Source organism: Pseudomonas sp. 8(2025) (assembly GCF_052665325.1).
This window is the reverse complement of record NZ_JBQOIE010000015.1, coordinates 91,102-112,397: the sequence shown is the minus strand read 5'-3', so window position 1 is coordinate 112,397 and position 21,296 is coordinate 91,102. Positions and strand designations below refer to the sequence as shown.

General features: G+C 64.1%; 26 protein-coding genes and 1 pseudogene. 15 read left to right on the top strand and 12 right to left on the bottom strand.

Annotated elements, in window-relative coordinates:
- The first annotated feature begins 84 nt into the window (after window positions 1-84).
- Window positions 85-1,128, top strand: a complete 1,044-nt coding sequence (locus ACUXVH_RS25340) for a hypothetical protein (RefSeq protein ID WP_065363701.1) — start codon at window positions 85-87, stop codon at window positions 1,126-1,128.
- Window positions 1,129-1,179: 51 nt separating this feature from the next.
- Here ACUXVH_RS25340 and ACUXVH_RS25335 read toward each other — a convergent pair.
- Together ACUXVH_RS25335 and ACUXVH_RS25330 are read right to left on the bottom strand one after the other, a co-directional pair.
- Window positions 1,180-1,663, bottom strand: a pseudogene (locus tag ACUXVH_RS25335) (HIT family protein).
- Window positions 1,664-1,945: 282 nt separating this feature from the next.
- Entirely contained in the window at window positions 1,946-2,503 is a 558-nt protein-coding gene (locus ACUXVH_RS25330) for a hypothetical protein (RefSeq protein WP_255313431.1), read from the bottom strand.
- On the opposite strand from ACUXVH_RS25330, the gene ACUXVH_RS25325 reads away from it, so the two are divergent.
- Window positions 2,456-3,148 (top strand): tRNA (adenine(22)-N(1))-methyltransferase, encoded by a 693-nt coding sequence (locus ACUXVH_RS25325; protein ID WP_026022876.1) that lies wholly within the window; start codon window positions 2,456-2,458, stop codon window positions 3,146-3,148. The two genes, ACUXVH_RS25330 and ACUXVH_RS25325, sit on opposite strands and share 48 nt — an antisense overlap.
- Window positions 3,149-3,258: 110 nt before the next feature.
- Here the strand turns inward: ACUXVH_RS25325 and ACUXVH_RS25320 are convergent, their stop codons facing one another.
- Complete coding sequence (locus ACUXVH_RS25320; RefSeq protein ID WP_065363702.1) at window positions 3,259-4,185, bottom strand: LysR family transcriptional regulator; 927 nt, start codon at window positions 4,183-4,185, stop codon at window positions 3,259-3,261.
- A gap of 219 nt (window positions 4,186-4,404) precedes the next feature.
- Between ACUXVH_RS25320 and ACUXVH_RS25315 the strand changes: the two genes are divergently transcribed.
- Together ACUXVH_RS25315 and ACUXVH_RS25310 are read left to right on the top strand one after the other, a co-directional pair.
- Window positions 4,405-4,845 (top strand): DoxX family protein, encoded by a 441-nt coding sequence (locus ACUXVH_RS25315; protein ID WP_011060672.1) that lies wholly within the window; start codon window positions 4,405-4,407, stop codon window positions 4,843-4,845.
- A gap of 76 nt (window positions 4,846-4,921) precedes the next feature.
- A complete protein-coding gene (locus tag ACUXVH_RS25310) occupies window positions 4,922-5,845 on the top strand; it encodes an NADP-dependent oxidoreductase (RefSeq protein ID WP_169893653.1) in 924 nt (307 codons plus the stop codon).
- A gap of 129 nt (window positions 5,846-5,974) precedes the next feature.
- On the opposite strand, the gene ACUXVH_RS25305 is transcribed toward ACUXVH_RS25310, so the two are convergent.
- On the bottom strand, window positions 5,975-6,457 hold the full coding sequence (locus ACUXVH_RS25305) for a GNAT family N-acetyltransferase (RefSeq protein ID WP_073698931.1): 483 nt from the start codon (window positions 6,455-6,457) through the stop codon (window positions 5,975-5,977).
- 213 nt (window positions 6,458-6,670) lie between these two features.
- Between ACUXVH_RS25305 and ACUXVH_RS25300 the strand changes: the two genes are divergently transcribed.
- Entirely contained in the window at window positions 6,671-7,522 is an 852-nt protein-coding gene (locus ACUXVH_RS25300; protein WP_041774174.1) for a hypothetical protein, read from the top strand.
- Between the two features lie 113 nt (window positions 7,523-7,635).
- The gene (locus ACUXVH_RS25295; protein WP_011060675.1) at window positions 7,636-8,061 is read left to right on the top strand and encodes a GNAT family N-acetyltransferase; all 426 of its coding nucleotides are present in this window, start codon (window positions 7,636-7,638) and stop codon (window positions 8,059-8,061) included.
- A 63-nt stretch (window positions 8,062-8,124) separates the two neighbouring features.
- Here ACUXVH_RS25295 and ACUXVH_RS25290 read toward each other — a convergent pair whose 3' ends face one another.
- Window positions 8,125-8,556, bottom strand: coding sequence for a hypothetical protein (locus ACUXVH_RS25290; protein WP_015635144.1), 432 nt, complete (start codon window positions 8,554-8,556; stop codon window positions 8,125-8,127).
- Window positions 8,557-8,789: 233 nt separating this feature from the next.
- Here ACUXVH_RS25290 and ACUXVH_RS25285 point away from each other — a divergent pair, with 233 nt between their 5' ends.
- Together ACUXVH_RS25285 and ACUXVH_RS25280 are read left to right on the top strand one after the other, a co-directional pair.
- The gene (locus tag ACUXVH_RS25285) at window positions 8,790-9,740 is read left to right on the top strand and encodes an AraC family transcriptional regulator (RefSeq protein ID WP_051003314.1); all 951 of its coding nucleotides are present in this window, start codon (window positions 8,790-8,792) and stop codon (window positions 9,738-9,740) included.
- A gap of 356 nt (window positions 9,741-10,096) precedes the next feature.
- Window positions 10,097-11,029 carry an alpha/beta hydrolase gene (locus ACUXVH_RS25280; RefSeq protein ID WP_065363703.1) on the top strand — a complete coding sequence of 311 codons (933 nt, stop codon included), beginning with the start codon at window positions 10,097-10,099 and terminating at the stop codon, window positions 11,027-11,029.
- 131 nt (window positions 11,030-11,160) lie between these two features.
- On the opposite strand, the gene ACUXVH_RS25275 is transcribed toward ACUXVH_RS25280, so the two are convergent.
- Window positions 11,161-11,307, bottom strand: a complete 147-nt coding sequence (locus ACUXVH_RS25275) for a hypothetical protein (protein ID WP_019095005.1) — start codon at window positions 11,305-11,307, stop codon at window positions 11,161-11,163.
- Window positions 11,308-11,422: 115 nt separating this feature from the next.
- Between ACUXVH_RS25275 and ACUXVH_RS25270 the strand changes: the two genes are divergently transcribed.
- The 4 genes from ACUXVH_RS25270 to ACUXVH_RS25255 all read left to right on the top strand — a co-directional run bounded on the left by ACUXVH_RS25270 (window position 11,423) and on the right by ACUXVH_RS25255 (window position 13,474).
- A complete protein-coding gene (locus ACUXVH_RS25270; protein ID WP_019095004.1) occupies window positions 11,423-11,593 on the top strand; it encodes a winged helix-turn-helix transcriptional regulator in 171 nt (56 codons plus the stop codon).
- 57 nt (window positions 11,594-11,650) lie between these two features.
- Window positions 11,651-11,950, top strand: a complete 300-nt coding sequence (locus ACUXVH_RS25265) for a barstar family protein (RefSeq protein WP_015635147.1) — start codon at window positions 11,651-11,653, stop codon at window positions 11,948-11,950.
- Between the two features lie 84 nt (window positions 11,951-12,034).
- Window positions 12,035-12,886: an EcsC family protein gene (locus tag ACUXVH_RS25260; protein ID WP_065363705.1), complete on the top strand. Its 852-nt coding sequence runs from the start codon at window positions 12,035-12,037 to the stop codon at window positions 12,884-12,886.
- A gap of 12 nt (window positions 12,887-12,898) precedes the next feature.
- Window positions 12,899-13,474: a GNAT family N-acetyltransferase gene (locus ACUXVH_RS25255; RefSeq protein WP_065363706.1), complete on the top strand. Its 576-nt coding sequence runs from the start codon at window positions 12,899-12,901 to the stop codon at window positions 13,472-13,474.
- 34 nt (window positions 13,475-13,508) lie between these two features.
- On the opposite strand, the gene ACUXVH_RS25250 is transcribed toward ACUXVH_RS25255, so the two are convergent.
- Genes ACUXVH_RS25250 through ACUXVH_RS25240 form a run of 3 tightly spaced genes read right to left on the bottom strand, consistent with a single transcriptional unit; the run spans window position 13,509 to window position 14,685 of the window.
- The gene (locus tag ACUXVH_RS25250) at window positions 13,509-13,943 is read right to left on the bottom strand and encodes a hypothetical protein (protein WP_053157744.1); all 435 of its coding nucleotides are present in this window, start codon (window positions 13,941-13,943) and stop codon (window positions 13,509-13,511) included.
- A gap of 4 nt (window positions 13,944-13,947) precedes the next feature.
- Window positions 13,948-14,277 (bottom strand): cyclic-phosphate processing receiver domain-containing protein, encoded by a 330-nt coding sequence (locus ACUXVH_RS25245; RefSeq protein WP_065363707.1) that lies wholly within the window; start codon window positions 14,275-14,277, stop codon window positions 13,948-13,950.
- 27 nt (window positions 14,278-14,304) lie between these two features.
- Window positions 14,305-14,685 (bottom strand): hypothetical protein, encoded by a 381-nt coding sequence (locus ACUXVH_RS25240; RefSeq protein ID WP_065363708.1) that lies wholly within the window; start codon window positions 14,683-14,685, stop codon window positions 14,305-14,307.
- A 434-nt stretch (window positions 14,686-15,119) separates the two neighbouring features.
- Between ACUXVH_RS25240 and ACUXVH_RS25235 the strand changes: the two genes are divergently transcribed.
- The 3 genes from ACUXVH_RS25235 to ACUXVH_RS25225 are packed head-to-tail and all read left to right on the top strand — an operon-like array spanning window position 15,120 to window position 17,068.
- Window positions 15,120-15,908, top strand: a complete 789-nt coding sequence (locus ACUXVH_RS25235) for a hypothetical protein (protein ID WP_015635152.1) — start codon at window positions 15,120-15,122, stop codon at window positions 15,906-15,908.
- A 26-nt stretch (window positions 15,909-15,934) separates the two neighbouring features.
- Entirely contained in the window at window positions 15,935-16,564 is a 630-nt protein-coding gene (locus ACUXVH_RS25230; protein WP_065363709.1) for a DMP19 family protein, read from the top strand.
- A gap of 57 nt (window positions 16,565-16,621) precedes the next feature.
- On the top strand, window positions 16,622-17,068 hold the full coding sequence (locus tag ACUXVH_RS25225) for an NUDIX hydrolase (RefSeq protein WP_169893659.1): 447 nt from the start codon (window positions 16,622-16,624) through the stop codon (window positions 17,066-17,068).
- 58 nt (window positions 17,069-17,126) lie between these two features.
- Here ACUXVH_RS25225 and ACUXVH_RS25220 read toward each other — a convergent pair whose 3' ends face one another.
- From ACUXVH_RS25220 to ACUXVH_RS25210, 3 genes are all read right to left on the bottom strand, one after another.
- The gene (locus tag ACUXVH_RS25220; protein ID WP_065363710.1) at window positions 17,127-19,598 is read right to left on the bottom strand and encodes a TonB-dependent siderophore receptor; all 2,472 of its coding nucleotides are present in this window, start codon (window positions 19,596-19,598) and stop codon (window positions 17,127-17,129) included.
- Window positions 19,599-19,667: 69 nt separating this feature from the next.
- Window positions 19,668-20,642 (bottom strand): FecR family protein, encoded by a 975-nt coding sequence (locus ACUXVH_RS25215; RefSeq protein ID WP_065363711.1) that lies wholly within the window; start codon window positions 20,640-20,642, stop codon window positions 19,668-19,670.
- Complete coding sequence (locus ACUXVH_RS25210) at window positions 20,635-21,168, bottom strand: RNA polymerase sigma factor (RefSeq protein WP_011060692.1); 534 nt, start codon at window positions 21,166-21,168, stop codon at window positions 20,635-20,637. The genes ACUXVH_RS25215 and ACUXVH_RS25210 overlap by 8 nt, the downstream gene beginning before the upstream one ends.
- Window positions 21,169-21,296: the final 128 nt, after the last annotated feature.

Here is a 21,296-nt window from a genome sequence, read left to right as displayed (position 1 = left end):
CCCCATTGGCCGGCACTCGCCCCTGACCTGAGCGGTATTGCCAAAGGGATCTGGCCCTCGCTGCGTTACAGATAAGGATATCCAATGAAGACCCTGGTAAAGCGTCTCCGCCCCCTGGCTGTTCTGGTTTCAGTCACGCTCTTGAGTGCCTGTGCCCCGCTGGGCAGTTCCGACCTCAATGGCAGCGCCACGCAGAACCCGACCAACCAGCTCCTGGAAACCATCGATGGCGCGACCCGGGACGGTATGTCCGTGGTGCTGGTGCCGGCGCTCATGCCCAACAAGAGCGTGACCGACCTCTCCAGCTATTCCCATCGCGTGATCTTCAGCAACAAGGACCAGCCGGGCCAGGGCTACATGCAGTCCTTCGCCAATAACGACCTGGAGAAAATCAAGGAAACCGTATTTCTCTGGGACTTCCTTGAAGTGCACATCGTCCCGCCGGGAACCTACCTGATGTCCGGCGGCATTGATTACAGGATCGACAGCAGCCTGGCCCAGGTAGGCGCCGCGAAGGGCCAGCCGGCCAGCAGTGCCCGTGGTTCGGTGGACATGTCTGCGGTGCTGTATCGCCAGTTCGTCAAGGAACAATACTGGCGCGACGCTTCCTACGCGGATACCACCCACACCCAGAATGTCTGCAGTACCGTGCATGTCGCCTCCGGCCAGTGCGTGGCCTGGCAAGAGCAGCAATACAACACGCGCCGGCAGGTGTCGGAAGGCGGTTGGACCGAAGGCACCAAGATCCGTGATGTCCAGTCCGTCAAGTTGAAGGCAAAGATCCCCGACGCCTACGCGCCCCTGGCCTTCAGTATCCAGCCCGGCCAGATACTGCTCAGCGACCGCTTCCACCTGAAAACCCCGGCCGTGAGCTACGACAAGAAGACTTGCAAGGCTATCGACCCGCAGAACATCAAATGCGCACTGCGGGATATCCAGGTCTACGTGAGGCCGGCCCCCGTGGAACTGGTCAAGAAGTTCAGCGACAAGGAGCTGGCGAATGTCAACGACACAGGACGCCGGGTGCTGGCGCGTATCGAACCGATGAAAACCCGCCTGCAAGGGGACACCGGCATGGAAGACCTGGTGTGGGGCATCCCGGTTTCCCTGAAGAAAACCGCCAGGTAAGGGGGCTTGCCTTGGGGCGCGGAGAACAGCGCGCAGCGCCACGGGCCATTGCTAGTTGAACGAGCTGCGCAAGCCTTTGATGACCTGTTCGATGGAGGGCCCTTGAATGGCCGGCGGTTGCGGGTTTTCGCCGAATTCGCGCCAGATGAACAGGGTCAGTTCCGCCCCGTCAGTCAGTGACAGGGCGTTTTCCTCATGGGCGAAAGTTTCAAGCAGCCGGTAGCGCTGATCACTCCAGAACAGCTCCTCGACCCAGGGGTACACCGGAATAAAGTGGAAATGGATGGGGTAGCCGGGGGGCATGGCCGAACCGGCTGATGTACAGCCACTTGGGTTTGAGCTGCAGCTCCAGGTTTTTCTGCACCCTGGCGAGCAGGCCGCCCAACTCCGTCAGGGCGCTCTCGGGCAGCTCGGCCAGTGAATTGACCCGGGATCGCGAGCCCAGCATCAGGTAGCCGGGCAGGGCGGAGGACAGGTGATGATTGAGCACCCAATGGGCGGTTTGCAGAATGATGAACTCGGGGGCTATGCCCACCTGCTGGGCGGTGTTCAAGGCATGGGCTCCTGTTCGGGAAGGTCGCTCTTGTATTCGCCCCACTGCATGTACGCGTAGTACCGGGTCATTGCTTCGAAGTGGCTGGGGGCTTCCACTTCCCACACTAGCCGGGCGTCGGGGTGAAGCAGTTTGCGTGCGGTGTTTCCCTGTGGGCCGCTCAGACAGAAGGTCTGGCAGTCATCCGGTTCCATCCAGAGTTGGTAGTTCATCTCTTGCGCTTCAGAGTGTGGGGGAGGCAATCGTCGTTGTGGCTCGAGCAACCTAGATCGAGCCGACCGAACGCAGGTATTTCCGTGCCTGAGGACTGGTGATCTTTTCGGGTTCAAGGACATACAGCGAGCTCCAGAGCGGTGGTAAACCCAGTTCCTCCATGTAGGACGTGAAGCTGTTGAAAGGCTCGGTACCAATGACCTCGGCGCTGAGCCAGAGCAACTCGCACTCCTGGCAAAGGTGCAGGATTTCCTGCGTTGCCCGCACTTGAACCTGGGTTACTTCGCCTTGTTCACATTCCGGACACAGCATTTTTTCACCTCCCCAATGGGCGCGCAGTCTATCACTGACCAGGTTGCACGCGGCCAGCAACGAAGGTCTGCCTGCGCTCAGAAACCCGCCATGGAGGACGCTGCCTTCGACCCTGTCCGGAGCGGGCCTTTGCGGCACCCGCATCCCCGGCCCCGGTCGCATAAATTTGAAATGCCCGGCATTGCTCGCCAGAATCGCCCCCCGATCCGGCACAAGGTGCCGGACCTTGGTGGTGAAAAGGGGCAGCAGTTGAATCAGCAGACATTGTCCATGCGCCTGGCGCGCGTGGCGGCGCATGTACCAACCGGCGCACGCCTGGCCGATATCGGCTCGGATCACGGCTATCTGCCGGTGGCCTTGCTGCTGCGCGGCAGCATCAGCGCGGCGGTGGCCGGAGAGGTGGCGTTGACGCCGTTCCACGCGGCCCGGCGCACGGTGCGCGACAACGGCCTGGAGCAGCAGGTCAGCGTGCGCCTGGCCGATGGCCTGGCGGCGATCGAACCGGGCGACGCCATCAGCGCCATCAGCCTGTGCGGCATGGGTGGCGAGACCATCCGCGACCTGCTGCAAGCCGGCAAGGCGCGCCTCAATGGCCAGGAGCGGTTGATCCTGCAGCCCAACGGGGGCGAGCAGCCCCTGCGCCAGTGGCTGATGGACAACGGCTACCGCATCCTGTGCGAAGAGGTGCTGCGGGAAAACCGTTTCGACTACGAAATCATCGTCGCCGAGCGCACAGGGCCGGTGAGCTACAGCCCCCGGGAGCTGTACTTCGGCCCTCTGCAACTGCAGGCCCGCAGCCCGGCGTTCCTGGCCAAATGGCAGCGCCTGCTGCGCCTGAAACAGCGCACCCTGGAAAACTTCAGCCGGGCACAGGCGGTGCCCGAAGAGAAGGTGCAGGACATGGCCCGGCAGGTGCGCTGGATCAGCGAGTTGCTGGGCTGAGTGCGCCAGGCGGCCGCTTGCCAGGGCCCGGTGCCAATCACCGCCGGCCCGTACGACACGCTACCGAGCCGCGCAATGTCCCACGCTCAGCGCGTTGCCGGCTCCAGGCCTTATGCCTGGGGCTGGATGGCCGGCGGCGTCGAGACCTGGTGCAGGAACCGTTCGATCAGCCATCGCGCCGCCGGGCCCGGCGGCGTGTCGCTGCGGTAGATGGCGTCGAAGGGGTAGATCCCACTTTGATATTCCGGAAGATTCAGGCGCACCAGCCGGCCGCTGCGCAGGTCCTCCTCGACCATGGGCCGCGGCATATTGCCCCAGCCGATGCCGGCACGCAGCAACATGTGCTTGGCGCCCAGGTCCGCCAGCCGCCAGGTGCGGTTGCTCAGCACCGCGAAATCCCTGCCCCGGGTCAGCGTCGAGCGGTCCGACAGCACCAGCTGGATGAATTCGCGCCCGGCGCCGGTCAGGTTGGCATCGCTGACGGCCAGGGGATGATCCGGCGCGGCCACCGGAATCAGCTCGACACTGCCCACCCCGATTCTTTCGATCCCGTCGATGCTTTCGTTCATCGGCCCACTGATGCCGACGACTGCGCCGCGCTCGATCACCCGCTCGGTGACTGCTCCCAGGGCTTCCATGTGCAGGTGCAGGGCCACCGTGGGAAAGGCTTCGCGAAAGGCCTTGAGGGCGTCCACCACACGCTCGGGGGCCAGCATCACATCGAGCACCAGGTGGACCTCGGCCTCCAGGCCTTGCAACAGGCCCCTGACCTTGGCACGCAGGCCATGGACGCCGTTGGCGATGGTCCTGGCCTCTACGAGCACGGTGCGTCCGGCCTCGGTGAGTTGCGGCTTGCGCGTGCTCTGGCGGTCGAACAGCGAGACCCCGAGCTGCATTTCCAGGTTGGCGATGGAGTAGCTGATGACGGACGTAGCGCGGTGCAGTTTTCTTGCGGCGCCGGCGAAGCTGCCGACTTCCACCACGGTCAGGAATACGCGCAATTGGTCCAGTGTCGGGGTGCCAGGGTCGGAGATCATCTCGGGTTCCTTGGGCGTTATCGGCGTTGACGCCCCGGCAGTGTGATCGATTCCAGCCGGGGAGGGGTTGAGGCAGTGTCCAGTGAGCGTTGTATTCTTGCCTATTTTATCGAACCTAATGATCTAAATTAGTCGGCTATTCAGAGAAGCTGTGGCGGCGCAAGCTTTCTTCACCCGGGCGATTCATCTCGGATCGCACCCAACTGAAGGAAATACCTCATGTCCGCTTCTGCCCATATTGCTCAACCCGACACTCGCCAACAAAGCCGCTCCGATACTCCCCAGGCCGTGGCCGCACTGGCTGGCCGAGTGCTGCTCAGCGCGATCTTCCTGCTGTCCGGCGTCTCGAAGCTGGCGGCACCGGCGATGATGATCGGTTACATCGGCTCTGTCGGCTTGCCATTTCCGCAGCTGGCCCTGGCCCTGGCGGTCATCGTTGAAATCGGCGGCGGCCTGGCCCTGGTCGCTGGCTGGCGGACCCGCACTGTCGCGGCATTGCTGGCGTTGTTCAGCGTGGTCACTGCCTTGGCCTTCCATAACGCACTGGGCGACCAGAACCAGTTCATCCACTTCTTCAAGAACCTGGCCATGGCCGGTGGCCTGTTGCAGGTCGTGGCGTTTGGTGCCGGTCGTTTCAGCCTCGACGCCCGCCGTCGCTGATCACCCGCCAGCGGGGGGACGGTTCCCTCGCGGCGGTTGCGGTTTCCCTGTGTTTTCTTGCCTGATCGAGGTGTCCATGAAAGCCATACGTGCCTACCAATACGGCAGTCCCGATGTCCTGCGCCTGGAAGAAGTTGCCGACCCTGTGGCCGGCGAAGGTGAAGTGCTGATCGATGTCGCCGGTGCTGGAGTCAACCCTATCGACTGGAAGATCCTGTCCGGTGCCATGCAGGCATTCATCCCGCTGCCACTGCCTTTCACCCCGGGGGTCGAGGTGGCCGGGCGGGTGCTTGCCACCGGCCGGGGTGCCAGCCGGTTCGAGGTCGGTGACCGGGTGTTCGGTTTCATCAACATCACGGGCGGCTATGCCGGCAAGGCGGTTGCCCGGGAATCCACGCTGGCGTTGCTGCCCCGTTCCCTCACTGCGTTGCAGGCCGGCGCCGTGCCCGCCACGGCGCTGACCGCCTGGCAGGCCCTGACCGAGCATGCCGGCGTGCAGCCCGGGCAGAAGGTGTTGATCCATGCCGCGGCGGGAGGTGTGGGCAGCATGGCGGTGCAGATCGCCAAGTACCTGGGGGCCGAGGTCATCGCCAGCGCTTCGGCGGACAACCATGCCTACCTCAAAGGGCTAGGGGCCGATCAGGTCATCGACTATCGCCGCCAGGATTTCACTCAATGGCGGCCCGCGGTCGATGTGGTCCTGGACCTGGTGGGGGAGCAAACCCAGGCGCTGTCGTTCGCCCTGTTGAAACGGCACGGGGTGCTGGTTTCCCCGGTGAGCCAGCCCGACATCACCCTGGCCAACGACTATGGCGTGACCCCGGTGAATTTCGCCACCCGTGGTGATGGTGGCCAGTTGGCGAGGATTGCCGAGCTGTTCGACCAGGGCCGCTTGCAGGTCGCTGTCCAAGCCTTCCCCCTGAGTGACGCCCCGCAGGCGCTGGAAAAAAGCAGGGGCCGCCATGGCCATGGCAGGCTGGTCCTCGACATGGCCCGCTGATCGCTTGGCGGGCTCCCAGAACAGCCGGCACCACCGGCAAGCCAGGGCGGCGGTCCAGGGTACGGGCCTGCCGCTTGCGGCATTGGCGAGGGCTAACCGGCGGGCCTGATGCCGAAGGGGCCGTTGCAGTCAGCCCTGCACTGTCCAGAGCATGGTCTGCACCTGGATGTGGGGGTGGCTTTGCAGAGGCTCCCACTCATCAATGAACGCGAACCCCTGGCGCAGATAGAAACTCGCGGCCCTGGCATTGGCGGGGGAGACGTCGAGGAACACCCGCTCATGGCCTTGTTCCCGTGCGCGCGACTTCACCGCCTCCACCAGCCGGGCCGCCACGCCGGAGCCACGGGCCGCGGGTGCGACCCACATGCCGATCAGGTTGTAGCGGTTTGCCTCACTGACTGCGGCGCCGATCATTCCCAGGGGCTGGCCATCCTCGATGGCCAGCCAGAATGCGCTGGCCGCGCCCGAGGCACGTTCCTGCCACTGCTGGTCACTGTACCGGGCGGCACTCTGGTAGCTGACCCCGAACGCGGTCGGGGCGTCCTGCAGCGCGGCGAGACGAACTTGCTTCAACAGCCTCCAGTCCTTGGTTTGCGTCGGTCGAATATCCATGGTGGTCTTCAGGTCGAGTGAGGCAGCAACCTCTCACAAGGCTGGCGCAGGAACAAGCGCGCCTTGCCCGGTGCTGCGCTTGCCGGCGGCCTACGCTTGCCATTTGCCAGCATCTTGTCGCTGATGAAACGCTGGCTATATGATCGCGCGTCATGCCATTGGCCACTTGCGTGGCCGGCGTTTTCTCATCGGTTCTACAGGGATGTTCCAGGGATGAAAATCAAGAGCAATACAGGTCTGCACAAGGAAGGCCGGCTGGCTGCGCGACTGGCCGGCTGGTTGCTGGCGCCGTGCATGCTGGCGGCTTCGATGCTGGCCCAGGCCGGTGCGCCGATCCCTCCCGGGGCAGTGCTGGCGGTGATGCAGAACGTCGAGGTGCCGGACCAGGATGAAGAGGTGGAGCTGGAAGACGGCGTTACCGCCACCTTCTGGTACGGCCAGGAGCTGGACTTCGACGGCAAGCACTACTACGCCACCTTTGTCTGGCACACCCGGGACCGCGCCGCCCGCGAGGGCGAGGATTTTGCCGCGCCGGAGGTTCAGGTACGGCTGGCCGATGCCACCTTCGAACTCACCAACCCGGGCCAGAAGCAGGCCTATTCCATCCGCAGCATCGAACGCAAGATCGGCTTCTTCGGCGGCGGCGAGAAGCCCGAGGAAGTGGACACCAAGCGCAAGGCCGTTGAGCACCGTACCGCTGACGGCCGCCTGCTGCTGGCGGTGCCCACGGCAACTTTCGACAATGGGGTGATCACCAGGGGCTACACCATGCTGGTGTTCAATCCGAACAAGAAACCCGAAGACGATGGCTGGGTCTGGTCCTATGTGGGCCAGGTGCGCACCGGCGAGGACAACTCCGCGGCCTGCGACGACGGCGCGGTCATGCCCTGCATCGGCAGCGACGGGGAGCTGAGCTTCGTCGCCGGCCAGGAGCCGCTGCCGCAGGTGCAGGTCAAGGTCAGCGGCACTACCTTCGAGGGCCCGGGAAAGGTCCGTTCGCTGGCGGCCGCAGACAACCTCACCTATGTCTACGACAGCAAGACCGAGCAGTACGTCAGCCGCTAGTTGCGGCAGCGACGGCCAGGTAGCGCAGCCTTGCCAAACCCACGATCCTCCAGGGAGGATCGTGGAGCGCTTTCACCCCGGTCCGGCACAGCCATCATCCAAGGAAACGGCGAATGAGTACGCGTATCGACATGCTGATGAACCCGGGGCCGGAGGTGCGCGCTGCGATCCTCGAGCCCTTGCGGGCCCACAACCGGGCCCAGGCGGGCGATCCCAAGCCCGAGGCCATCGCCCTGGTGGTTCGCGACGAGCACAGCGGTGAGATTCTCGGTGGCCTGCAGGCGGAGATTTTCTATCGCTGGATGTTCATCGAGCTGCTGGCGGTCCCCGAGCAGACACGGGGCCAGGGCACGGGCTCGCAATTGCTGAACATGGCCGAGGAGCTGGCCCGGGAAAAGGGCTGTATCGGCATCTGGCTCGATACCTTCGACTTTCAGGCGCCGCAGTTCTATCAGCGGCATGGCTTCAGCGAATTCGGCCGGTTGGAGGATTTCCCGCCGCAGCACCGGCGTTTCTTCCTGCACAAACGCCTGGTCTGAACCCCCGGGCCCTGGCTGGCGAACCCGCATGCAGCGCGTTCCCGCAGCCTGGGCTGCGGCTACTCAGGCGTGGGCATCGACGCCGATCCGCGCCAGCAGCCAGTCCTGATAGAGCGCGGGGCTGTCGGTGGTCTGGCCGCCGTTTTTGGCAACGACCGTCTTGCCGTCCAGGCGCCCGATTTCCATCAGGTATTGCAGGCCCTTGAGCACATGGGTGGCGTCGTCCTTGCCCAGGGACTGCACATCGGGCAGTTGGACGGAGTTGCTCTTGTCGTCGAATGTCGCCCAGGTGGGGTTGGCTCTGTATTGGGCTATCAGTTTGGCGTCCGAGATTTGCGATTCATGAAAACTGGCGTCGATCTTCGCCTGCATTTGTGGCGTCGCATTCTCTACCTGGATTTTCATGGACTTCAGCGTGCCATTCTCCAGCGCCCTGGTGATTCCCTTGAGGCCCATGGCTACGAGGGATGTCGAGTTTGAGATGCTTCCTGTCATGAGACTGCTCCTGGGTGGGTTCTGGCCAAGCAGAGCAAAACCCGGGCCATGAGCCCTGAACATGATGCGGCGCGGCGTTGGCAGCGGCGCCAGAAGCTATGGCGGGCAGAAGTTGGCCGTAGTGGGCAAGGGATTGCCATTGGACCGCCTGCTTTTGCCAGCCACTACTGCCCCGAGGCGGATATCGACCTGTGTCCGCCGCCCTGGAGGCCGTGAAGAAAAACTCGATCTGCATGGCCAATCGGCGCACAGTGGCCGCCTGTACTGTTGCCACTTCCGATTGCCCGCACATGACCCAGCCCCGAACCCCCACCGCACTCGCGGCCCTGATTGCCCGGCACACCCCGCACTCCGGCGACTTTCCCAGCGCCGTGCCCAACCTGACCTTGCACCGCCGTTCCACGCCGACCTCGGCCATTCCCTGCATCTACAGCCTGGGCCTGGGGGTGATTGCCCAGGGCGGCAAGCAGGTGCTGCTGCAAGAGGCGGTGATCAATTACCGGGCCGGGCAGGGCATGCTGACCAGCATCGACCAGCCGGTGGTGGCCCGGGTGACCCAGGGCTCGGCGGCCGAACCCTTCCTGGGCATGATGCTGACCCTGGACATGCACCAGATCCTGCAAACCGCCGCGCAGATGCAGCCGCCACCGCCTTCGCGGGCCAGCGATTATCGGACGGTGGTGGTGGATGAACTGGAGCCGGGGCTGGCCAGCGCTCTGGAGCGGCTGGTGGGCTTGCTCGACGAGCCGGCGCTGATTCCCCAGCTGGCGCCATTGATCCAGCAGGAAATCATCGTCCGGCTGTTGGCCGGGCCCTACAGCCTGGCGTTGCAGCAGCTGCTGGCGGTGGGTTCGCCGACCCAGCAGATCTTCAAGACCGTGGCCTGGCTCAAACAGAACTTCACCCAGCCGTTGCGCATCGATGATCTGGCGCAGCGCGCCCATATGAGCCCGTCCACCTTCCGCCAGCATTTTCGCGCCATCATCGGCGTCAGCCCGCTGCAGTTCCACAAGCAGTTGCGCCTGCAGGAAGCCCGGCAGTTGATGCTCAGCCAGAACATCGATGCCGGGCGCGCCGCGGGGCTGGTGGGCTATGAAAGTGCTTCGCAGTTCAGCCGGGAATACAGCCGGGTGTTCGGCGCGCCGCCGCAGCGGGATATCCGCAGGATGCGCGAGGCCGGGTAAGGGCCAGGTTGCAGTGCAGGGTTCAGCGAAATAGGCAAACAGGCTGTGGCGCGGCTCTGGGCGCCTAACCATTCGATCCGCCACGGATAGGCGTGTTTCTAGCTGTTTGTGTTGCAGCGAAACAGCCTTCGGGGTGAGCCGGCAGAATCCGCAAAACAGGCAAACTTGCCGTCAGAATAGGCAAGGTTTCGCCGCGAGCCATTTCTATACTGGTGCCCGACGACGCAGCAGCCCCAAGGCCTGCCGTGTCCCGGGCGCTTTCGGTAACGCCCGACTCCGCACTCCCGCACACGGGAGCGAGCGGTCCGCCTATCGATCCAGACGAGCCTGCCCAGGGCGGCTCAAGGAGTACGGTCATGAGCAACAGCATCGAACACGTCAGCTTCCCCAACTTCGGCTGGGACAACGCCGCGGACATCTATCTGCCGGCGGATTTCGACCCGGGCAAGCGCTACCCGGCCATCGTCAGCACCCATCCCATCGGCAGTTGCAAGGAGCAGACCTCCGGCAACATCTACGCCGCCGGGCTGGCCCGGGCCGGGTTTGTGGTCATCGCCTTCGACGCCAGCTTCCAGGGCGCCAGCGGCGGCCAGCCACGCTTTATCGAAGACCCGGCCACTCGCGTGTCGGACATCCGTTTCGCCATCGACTACCTGGTGACCCTGCCTTATGTCGACCCCGAGCGCATCGGTGCCATCGGTGTCTGCGGTGGCGGTGGCTACACCATCCAGGCGGCAATGACCGACTACCGGATCAAGGCCCTGGCCTCCATTACCGGGGTCAACTTCGGCCGCCTGATCCGCGAAGGTTTCAGCAACTTCGATCCGGTCAGCGCCTTGCACGCCATGGCGAAGCAGCGCACCGCCGAGGCCCGGGGCGAGGCGCGTCATGTGATCGACTACCTGCCAGCATCGGTAGCCGAGGCGCAGCAGAACGGCATCAGCGACATCGACGTACTGGAAGCCACCGAGTACTACAAGACCGCCCGAGGCCAGCAGCCAAACGGCGCCACCAGCGGTCTGTTTTCCTTCAATAGCGCGGCCTTTGGCTGGGATGCCTTCCTGCAGGCCGAGGTGCTGCTGACCCAGCCACTGATGGTGGTGGTCGGCGACAAGCCCGGCGGCTTCGGTGCCTACCGCGACGGCCTGGAAATCCATGGCCGCGCGGCCTCCCGGGACAAGCATCTGGTGGTCGCTGAGGGCGGGTCCCACTACGACCTGTACGACCGCGCCGAAACGGTGGCGCTGGCCATGGCGCAATTGGTGCCGTTCTTCCAGCAGCACCTGTAAGGGGTGAGGCAGCCGCCGCTGTCGCCTGGCCGGCGACGGCGGCTTTGTCGTGCCTGGGCGCCAAACCGCTCCCCCGGCAGGCCGCCGGTGAGCAGCAGGCTGGCGAAGCTCAGGGGGTAGGCATTGATGACTCATTGCAGGGCCGTGATGCCGGCATCCCGGTCCCGGGCGATGGATTCTAGGGCGACATTGACGATCGAGGTGTCGAGGATCACCACCCCATAGCTCCGGCAGGGGGCGATCAGTACCTGGCGTCGCAGGCGGTGCTCGAGGTCCATGGGGGCGTATTTCCTTTGCCGCAGTGCGGTGCGACTATACGAACCTTTTTGCACACAATGCTTCGGGCTGGATCGAAGTGTGCGGCGAAACCTTCGCCGAGCCGGTGCGGGGGGCATGCTCATCATCCTGTCCGATGGCAGCTCGCTGTCCGCCAGTGCCCTGGCCGAAGCGGCGGGGATGTCACCGCAGACCGCCAGTTCGCATCTGGCCAAGCTGCTGGAGAGCTTTTGCAAGCTGGGCTGGGAGCAGTTGCAGCGCCAGCCGGGTGTCCAGCCGCTGGCCTGAAGCCCTTGTGGCCAGCCAGCGAAAGCCCCTTCAAGCCATCACCCCAAGGAATGACGAATGAGCCGCCTGCCCCTGCAACACATCGACCTGAGCCAGGTGACGAGCACCGCTGAACTGCACCTGGTGCTGCGCGATGCCCTGGGTTTTCCCCATTGGTACGGCTGTAACTGGGACGCCTTCTGGGACGCCATTACCGGGCTGGTGGAAATGCCCGAACAGTTGCATATCAGCGGCTTGCCAGCATTGTCCCGGCGCCTGCCCCGGGACGCGCAACTGCTGCTGCAATGCCTGGAGCGGATGAAGGTCCAATACCCGACGCTGGCTGCGGACCTGCTGTTGGAGCCAGCCAAGCCTTAGTCCTGCCTATCGCCGGACGCGCAATTGAGCCACGACGCTGCCAGGCAAGGGTTTATTCTTTCCCGAGGCAGTGAACAGCCACCCATGGAGACGCCTGTGAGCATCAAAGACCATCCCGCGGATTACCAGGACCTCAAGCGCGCCGTCGGCTTGCTGGAGTCGCCTTCACTGACGGCGCGCCTGTCCGGGCTGCTGGGTTCGCCCATCGAAAGTGCGGTCAAGGCGCTGCCGGTGGTGGTGGCGAAAAAGATCAACGGCGCGGTGGTGGCGGCCCTGCACAGCTCCGCCGATGCGGCGCTGTGGAGCCTGGACAACGCGCCCAAAAAGCCGGCATCGACCTTGCTGCACAAGATGTACGCGGCCACTTCCGGCGCTGTGGGCGGGGCCTTCGGTTTTGCCGCGCTGTTTGTCGAGTTGCCCATTTCCACCACCATCATGATGCGCTCGGTGGCCGATGTGGCCCGCAGCGAAGGCTTCGATCTGGCGGATTTTGCCACCAAGCAGGCCTGCATCGAAGTGTTCGCCATGGGCGGCAACAGCCAGGCCGACGACGCCACGGAAACCGGCTACTACATCACCCGCAGCTTCACCACCCAGGCCATGCAGCAACTGTCCAAGGAGCTGGCGGCCATTGCCGCCAAGCGCGGTGCCGGGGCGGTGGGCAGCTTGTCGCCGGGGCAGGTGGGCAAGTGGCTGGCACTGCTGATCGAGAAAGTCGCCAGCCGTTACGGCGTGACCATCTCCAGCAAGTTCGCGGCCCAGGCGGTGCCGGTGATCGGCGCCTTTACCGGCGCCACCATCAATGCGCTGTTCACCGACTTCTACCAGGACATGGCCCGTGGGCACTTCACCGTCAAGCGCCTGGAGCACAAGTACGGTTTTGAGCAGATCAAGGACGAGTATGCGCAGATCCTGCGCAAGCAGCTGGCAGGCTAGGGCGGTATCCCCATGAGCGACTTTCCCGTTATCCGCACCCCGCGCCTGATCCTCAGGGAACTGTGCCCGGCCGATGTCCCGGCATTGTTCGCGATCCACAGCGACGCCGATGCCATGCAGTGGTTCGGCACCGACCCCATCACCGACTACCCGCAGGCCGAGCAACTGCTGGCGCAGTTCTCCAGTTGGCGGACCTTGCCAAACCCAGGGGTTCGCTGGTGCATCGAGCGCCAGTCCGAACCCGGCCTGTTGGGCACCTGCGGCCTGTTCAAATGGAACCGGCAGTGGCGCAGCTGCGCCGTCGGTTTCGAGCTGGGGCGTGCGGCGCAAGGGCAGGGGCTGATGACCGAGGCGCTGGAGGCCGTGGTTGGCTGGGGCTTCGAGCATATGGCGCTCAACCGTATCGAGGCCCAGGTGCATCCGCGAAACCTGGCGTCCCTCAGATTGCTGGAGCGGGCGGGCTTTGTCCGCGAAGGGCTTTCACGGCAGGCGGGATACTGGCTGGGGACTCATCATGATCTGGTGCAGTACGGGTTGTTGAGGGCCGACTGGCTCAGTCTGGCGCCGCTCGCCGCAGGTTCTGCGTAGCCCATAGCGCGAATATCAAGCGGGCGCTGGCAGCTCAGCTGTTGCCCGGCGTCGGCGCATCGCTGTCGTCGACGGGCTCCAGGTCGTGGTAGGAGGGGAAGACCTTCCGGTTACTGATCTTCAAGCCTGTCGGTTGCTCGAGCCCGTGGGTTTTACTGGAGTCCCAGGTGCGCCGTTCGCCGCAGTAGGTATGCACCACCTCCGAGTTGTCCCAGAACAGGCGCTCCAGCAGGGCTTCGTACTCGGCCAGCCACGAATCATCGAAGATGTAACTGCCTTTGGGGTAGGTGGCGAAGTGCATCATATGCCCGTAGTAGCAGTGCCCCCGGCTGTTTGGCAGCACGCTGAAAAGCGCCCGGGTGATCTGCGCCCCCGTCACTGGCAGGCTTTGCAGTACCGCACGATTGTGCGCTTCGGCAGCCGGCGAAGGGTCAAAGCAATGGATGTATCCATACAGGTTGCCGCTCATGGGGTCAGATGCCTGCGTTATGGGTTGATTGGCGGCATCCGTTGTTGCGGGCGAGCCGATCGATCGCTTGCACACCCGCACGCATCTTTTCCACGGCGCTGGCATTGGCCGAGTGGATGTGAATACGCGGCGGATGATAACCATTGAGGGCCACGGCCTCTTCGATCCACAGGATCACGTCGTAACCGGTGCCGCGCTGATCATCTCCGAGGTCGTGGTCGAGGCTGATGTCCTCGACGCCACCGGCCTTCAGCAGCGCGATCACTTCGTCCGGCCAGTAGGCGCGAACCCAGCCTTGCGGGGTTTGGCGTTCGTCGTCGAGGTAGATTTTCATGGGCCTGTTTACTCTTGCAGATGCAGTTCAAGCATCGGCGTCGTTCGCGATGACATGCAGCACAAGGCTTAGCGAGTCGTCGGTGAGCAGCGGTGGGTGATCCTGATGCCGCTTGTCGATGAAAAAAAGCGCACCCGGCGCTGTTTCAGCGGGCATGGAGAGGCAAGGGTAGAGTCGGTTTTTACTGGCCTCGGCATACTGGATATGAACCTCGCTGTGCTCAATCCAGATCCTGCTCGATTGACCGGAGCAACTCAGGAACAAGGTGCTGAAACTGGATTGCTCTTGCTCCAGCGGCATTGATTGAGAGTCGCCGTGCCGGCCTTTGCGAATGGCTCGTGCCATGGCATTGAATGCTTTGGGTGTGCCAAAGAAATGCAATTCCTGCCCGTTCAGTCTTGCCAGCACGTCGAGTTTCCTTTCGTATCGCGTCGGTCAACGCTGGGTCATTGCAACCTGCGCCGGAGCGCTGACAGGACCGCGTCAGCGTGGCAGAGTGGCCTGTCCAGAGGAATGGCGCCGGCTGTTTCAGGTGCCAAGGTGATCGTGCTGGGCACGCCCTGGTCGCAGAGCTGCTGTTGAGCTTGCAACAGGACTCGGCGGCTGCCTGTAAGCCAATGCTTGTTCTGCTCTGACAGCAGTGCAGCGACTTGCGGTGGGTGGTCTTTTACGGTGGATGTCTGGATGAATTTTCGCCCAGTTGTATACCCCGATATTGAGCAATAAGCCATTGCCGGGCTCAAGGTTGCATTGTTTCTCCGGCACTGGATTAGTCCGCCGCACTTGTGTAGAAACGCTCCTTCCTTCAACCCGGCACCCGTTGCCACCCCAGGTAGAACCCCATGCGGCCCAACGCCGAACTGCGATTGTTTGCACTGCCCCTGTGCGCTGGCCTGGTCTACGCCGTGATCAAGGGCCTGATCAAGGGCTGGAATGGCACGGAGCTGTTTTCCGGGTTTCTGTTTGGCAGTGTGATCGCCATGGTCCTGGGCATTCCCCTGTTGCTGTGGACTGAGCGGCGCTGCCCGCAGGCCAGGGCGCGCTACCTGTGGATCAGCCTGATCCTGAGCCTGGTGGCCACGGTGCTGGTGCGTACTTCATGGATGCAGCTGTTGCTGCTGCCGCTGGCGGGCGGGCTGGCCTTGGCTGGCTTGTACAGCCTGCTGAGCCGTGGGATTGATCAGCTGTCGGTGCCGCCCCATGGGCGAGGGCAGGGCTTGCGGCGGCTGCTGGCGGTGCCGCTGTCGGGGGCGCTGACCCTGGGGGGCGTTGCGGTAACGCTCTATCCCAAGGGTGCGGAAAGCCTGCCGGTATTCTTGCTGGGGGCCATGATCGGTGCCTGGATCAGCATGCTGGTCAGTTGGCCGGTGCTGTGGCTGGTGGAGCGCTTTCTCGCCACTGGCTGGCGCTATGTGATCGGCGGTGGCCTCAGTGGCGTGCTGATCTGGCTGCTGTCCGGCGCCCCGGGGCTGTTCGCCGGGTCCCTGAAGGGGGCTTCGGGGCTGGACTACTGGATCCCCTTGCTCAACCGTGGGATCTTTCCGTTCCTGCTGCTGGGGCTGCTGGGCGGTGGGCTGTTCACGGTGCTCCACGGCATCGGCCCGCGCCGCCGTCCGGCCGCTTACGACTGAATTAGATTGCCCAAAGGTCCTGCCTGATGAACCTCAGCCCCATCACCCACGTCGCCTTCGAGGATGAAATGCTCTGCCTGAGTTGGGCCGACGGCTTGCGGCTGCGCCAGCCCCTGAGCCGTTACAGCCGGCTGCGGGAGGCTACGCCCGAGCAGCGGGCGGATTTTGCCATCGCACATCGGGGCTGGTCCGTGTCCTGGCCGCACCTGGGCGAGCCGGTGCTCAGTCTCAACGCCATCGACTGGATCTGGGAATGCCTGTGCGATGAGTCCATGGCTCGCCTGAAGGCCCTGGACTGGCAACTGCAGCAACTGCCGGCGGACGACCAGGCCATCGTCGCGCTGTGGCGGCTGGAGGCGGACGGCTACAACGGCGGCTTCCTGCAGTTCTTCTGCAACTGGGGGCAGCAGACCTGCGAGCTGGCGCTCAGCACCCTGGCCGCGATCGGCGCGCGCAACACTCGGGCCCTGGTCAGCCGCCAGCGCCAGCTGATCGCGCACCTGGAAGGCCACCCGCAACTGGAGCAACTGTGGGACATTCCCGGGCTGCTGAGCGACGAGGAACATGAGCTGATCAGTGGCAAACTGGACGAGCAACTGTGGTCGGCGATGGAGGAGGTCCCGGCCTTGGCGGTGAAGCATTTTTACGTTGGCTGAGGGGCCTGGCGCCGTGTTCTAATGCCGCGCCTCGTCTCGGCAAATGGACTTCACCCCATGTCTGAACCCCGCATCCGCGCGCTCGCGCTGTGCATCTTCCATCACCAGGGCAAGATCCTGGTCAATCAGTTCTTTGATGCCGACAAGCAACAGATGCTGTTCCGCCCCCTGGGTGGCGGCATCGACTTTGGCGAGCACAGTGCCCAGGCAATCGTTCGGGAAATACAGGAAGAGCTGGGGCTGTCGATCAACAGCCTGCGCCTGATCGGCACCCTGGAAAGCCTGTTCACCTATGCCGGCAAGCCCGGCCATGAGTTCGTCCAGGTCTACGACGCCCGCTTCGACGACCCGAGTGTCTACCAGCGTGCCCAGCTCGATGCCCGGGAAAGCGATGGCGCGCCCTTCGTGGCCCGCTGGCAGGGCAGCGCCAGCTTCACCGAGCAGACGCCGCTGGTTCCCGCGGGCTTGGCGGACCTGCTCAAGCAGGCGGGCCTGCTTGGCTGACGGGCACTGATGCTGCTTGGTGCCCTGCCGGGCGGGGTGGCCCGGCAGGGCCGCCGGCTCAGAAGTCCCAGCGGGTGCTGAGCATGAAGTTGCGGGGTTCGCCGTAGGCCGCCGAGTTATAGAAACCGACGTTGGTGTAGTAGGACTTGTCGAAGATGTTGTTGACGTTGAGGGTCGCCGACAGGTTCTGGGTGATCTGGTAGCGGGTCATCAGGTCCACCAGCCAGTAGGCCTCCTGGGAAATGTCTTCGTTGATCTTGCGCGGTGCGTTGTAGACCGAATACCAGCCCTCGCTCTGCCAGCGCAGGCCGCCACCGACGGTCAGCTTGTCCAGGTCGCCCTTGAGCTTGTAGCTGGTGTAGAGGTTGACCTGGTCCTGCGGCTCGAAGGTGGAGATCTTGTCGCCCTCGTCATCACGCACGATCTTGTGGGTGTAGCCGGCCTGCACTTGCCAGCCCGGGCTCAGTTCGCCGGAAATCTCCAGTTCGTACCCCTTGGTCACGGCCTTGGCGCCCTTGAACGCGTAGTTGTCGGGGGTGGGCGACTGGTTGTTGTAGGCATCGTCCGGCACCGAGCGGTTGGTCTCGTGCACTTCGAAGTAGGCCAGGCTGCTGTTGAGGCGGCCTTCGAAGAACTCGCCCTTGAGCCCCAGCTCGTAGTTCTGGCCTTCGTCCGGGTTGAGCAGTTTGCTGTCCTTATCCTTGTTCCAGCTTTCCTGGGGCATGAAGATATCGGTGTAGCTGGCGTAGATCGAGAAGTGGTCATCGAGGTCGTAGACCGCGCCGACGTAGGGCACGAAGCGTCCGCTTTCCTTGTAGGACGGGGTCAGGCCGGTGAGGTGATAGTTGACCACGCGCCCGCCCAGAAACAGGTTCAGGTCGTCCATCAGGTTGAGGCGGGTGGTCATGTAGGTGCCGGTCTGGCGCACGGTGTCGTCGGTGCGCTGGGCCGGCAGCCCCCAGATGGGCCGCTCGATCTTGCCGTGCCAGTTGTAGAAGTCCACCACGTTACCCTTGCCCCCGGGGAAGTCCGGGGACCAGTAGCCCTTGCCGGTCCAGCGCGAGTTGGCGATGGATCCGCCCAACACCAGTTCATGCTCGCGGCCGAACAGATTGAAGGGGCCGCTCAGGTACAGGTCGGCGGAATCGCTGGTGGTGTCGCCGGTGTACTTCTGTGCGTTGACCTTGGCCGTGCCATCGGTCTGCGGCTCGTCGAACTGGATCGAGCCGAGTTCGGCGTGGTAGCTGTTGATCTTGTGGTCCAGTTGCAGCTTGGTGACCCAGCCATCCCCCAGGTCGTGTTCGAGCATGGCAAAAGCGGTGCGGGTGTATTGCTCCCAGCCGCTCCAGGTCGCGCCGTTGTTGTAGGAGCGCGACATGCTGTTGTGCCCGCCAGTGGCGTTGATCAACGGGAAGGTGCCGGACCAGCTGGAGCCCTTGGGGATGTTGTCCTGGTAGTCGCCGCCCACGGTCAGCAGGGTGTCGGGGGACAGGTCGAATTCGAGGATGCCGTAGTAGGTCGAGGTCTTGCGCGAATAGTGGTCGAGGAACGACTGCTTGTCCTGGTAGGCCGCCACTGCGCGGCCGCGAACATTGCCGGTTTCGGTCAGCGGCCCGCTGACGTCCAGTTCGCTGCGGTAGTTGTCCCAGGAGCCCATGCCCAGGGAGGCGTGGCCCTGGAACTGGGCGGTGGGCTTCTTGCGCACCAGGTTGATGGTGGCGCCCAGGGAGCCGGCGCCGGTCAGCAGGCCGGTGGCACCCTTGAGCACTTCCACCCGGTCGTAGATGGCCATGTCGCTGAGGGTGTTGCCAGCCGAATAGGCGACGTTGCGCACGGTGGAGGGGATACCGTCGTACTGGAAATTGTTGATCGAGAAACCGCGGGCGTAGTAGTTGGTGCGGTCGGTATCGTAGGCCGAGACGGTGATGCCCGGGGTGTGGCGCATCACGTCGTCGACATTGTTGAGGCCGAAATCTTCCATGTGCTGCCGGGTGACCACGGTGATCGACTGCGGGGTCTGCCGCGGGGTCAGCACCATGCGGGTCGCCGTGGCGATGGTGCCTGGGGTGTAGGAGCCGCTGCCTTCGGTGACGGTGCCCAACTGGTTGCTGACGATCTGGGTGGCCTCCAGCTCCACGGCCTGGCTGCTCTGGGGCAGGCGCGTCAGCAGCACCGCGTTGGCGCCGTTGCGTTCAAAACCCAGGCCGGTGCCGGCCAGCAGCTTGCCCAGTGCCTGTTCCGCGCTCATGCGCCCGCTGACCCCCGCCGACTCGATCCCCTGGGCCAGTGCCGCGGAGTAGGCGATCTGCAAACCGCTCTGGGTACTCAGTTGGTCCAGGGCATTGGTCAGGGACTGGCGGGCGATGGCAAAACTGTAGGTGGCGGTTGCCTGGTTGCCGGTAGCGGTGGTGGGCTCGACCGCCATCACGGGGTTGCAGGCCAGGCAGATGGCCAGCGCGAGGATGCTGCGGGCCGGGGTGAGTGTTGGAAGGTGCATGGAAGTCCCGTACGAAATAGGAATGATTTGCATAAGCAAACACCCTGACGGGTTGGCCTCGGCAAAGCCGTAAAACTTTTTTCAGCCCCCCCGGGCAGTGTTTCAGCGCAGTACCAGGATGCCGCCCGGCAGGCGGGTGAGCTCGGTGGCGGTGACTTTGCTCAGGGCCCGGACAATGGCCTGCGGGTCATCGAGCTGGTAGTTGCCGCTGACTTTCTGCTGCGCCGCGTCGGCGTTGAACAGCAGGATCGGTGCGCGATGGTAACGCCGCAGCTCTTGCAGAACCTGGGCCAGGGGCGCGTCCTGGAAGGACAGGCGGCCGTTGATCCAGGCCAGTTGCCGTTCGCTGCCCTCGGGGTTCAGGGGCAGCAACCGGTGGCCCTGCAACTGTTGCCAGTTGCCGGCTTGCAGCAGGCTCTGCTGGCCGTTTTCGTCGGCCAGGCGTACCCGGCCTTCGCGTACGGCCACGGTCACCCCGTCGGCCTGGCGGCTGACGCTGAAGCGGGTGCCGACCACGGTCACCGTGGCGCTGCCGGCCTCGATGGTCAGCGGCCGGGACGGGTCGTGGAAGGCCTCGACATAGAGCTCGCCGCGCAGCAGCTGGATGCGCCGCCGGGCGTTGCTGAAGTCGCTGCTGATGGCGCTGTCGCTGCCCAGCACGATGTGCGAACCATCGGCCAGGTCGAAGCGCTGGAGTTCGCCGACCGCGCTCAGGTGATCGGCCTGCAGGCGCAGTGGCAGGTCGCCGAACCAGCCGGCACCGAGCATCACCAGCACCGTGGCCGCGGCGGCCAGCCAGCGAGTGCGGTGGCGTTTTCTGCGCGGCGTGGCGGGGGCCGGCGCGGCCGGCAGGTCCAGGCCCAGCGCCAGCTGTTCCAGGGCCTGTTCGAAGGCGCTGGCCTGCCACAGGTCTTCCAGGGCGCGGTAGGCCTCGGCGTGCTGCGCATGGCTGTTGCGCCACTGTTCAAAGCGCTGGCGCAGCGGCAGGTTGTGGGTCATGGCCTCACGCTGGGTGAACCAGTAGCTCGCTTGCTCGCGAATGGCGTCGCCGGGAAGGGCGCTGAGGTGTTCAGTCATCGGGGTTCTGCCGGTCGGTGGCTTTGATGCAGGCATTGAGTGCATGGCGCAGGTCCTTTTCCACCGTGCTCAGGGAAACCTGCAAGCGCTGGGCAATCTGGCTTTGCGAAAGATCGTGCAGTTTATGCAAAACCAGGATTTGTTGCTGGCGCTTGGGCAGGGTGGCCAGTACCTGTTGCAGCAAGTGCAACTGCTGCTGGCCCTGGACATGGCTTTCCGGCCCGGGGGCAGCGGTGGGCACTTCGCTGAGCTGGCTGGCGTCGGTGGGCTGGTACTCGAAGCGGCGTTTGCTGCGCTGGCTGCGCAGGTGATCGAAGGCCAGGTACTGGGCGGTCTGATAGAGGAACGGCTGCAAGTGCTCGATGGGGCGGGCGTTGAGCGCCTTGGCCACCCGCAGGTAGGTCTCCTGGGCCAGGTCCTCGGCCAGGTTGGCGCACCCCACCACCCGCGCAAGCATGCGGATCAGCCCCCCGCGCTGTGCAATGAACAGCGCGCTGAGTTGTTGCTGGTCGTCTCCGGTTTCCATCGCCCACTGCTCCCACTACCTGATACGGCTCAGCGTGAATGGCTGGGCATTCTAATGAGAATTCTTATCATTACCAGCGAATTTCCACGGGAGCCTTGTCCTGGGCCTTGTGCAGGGCTTGCGGCACC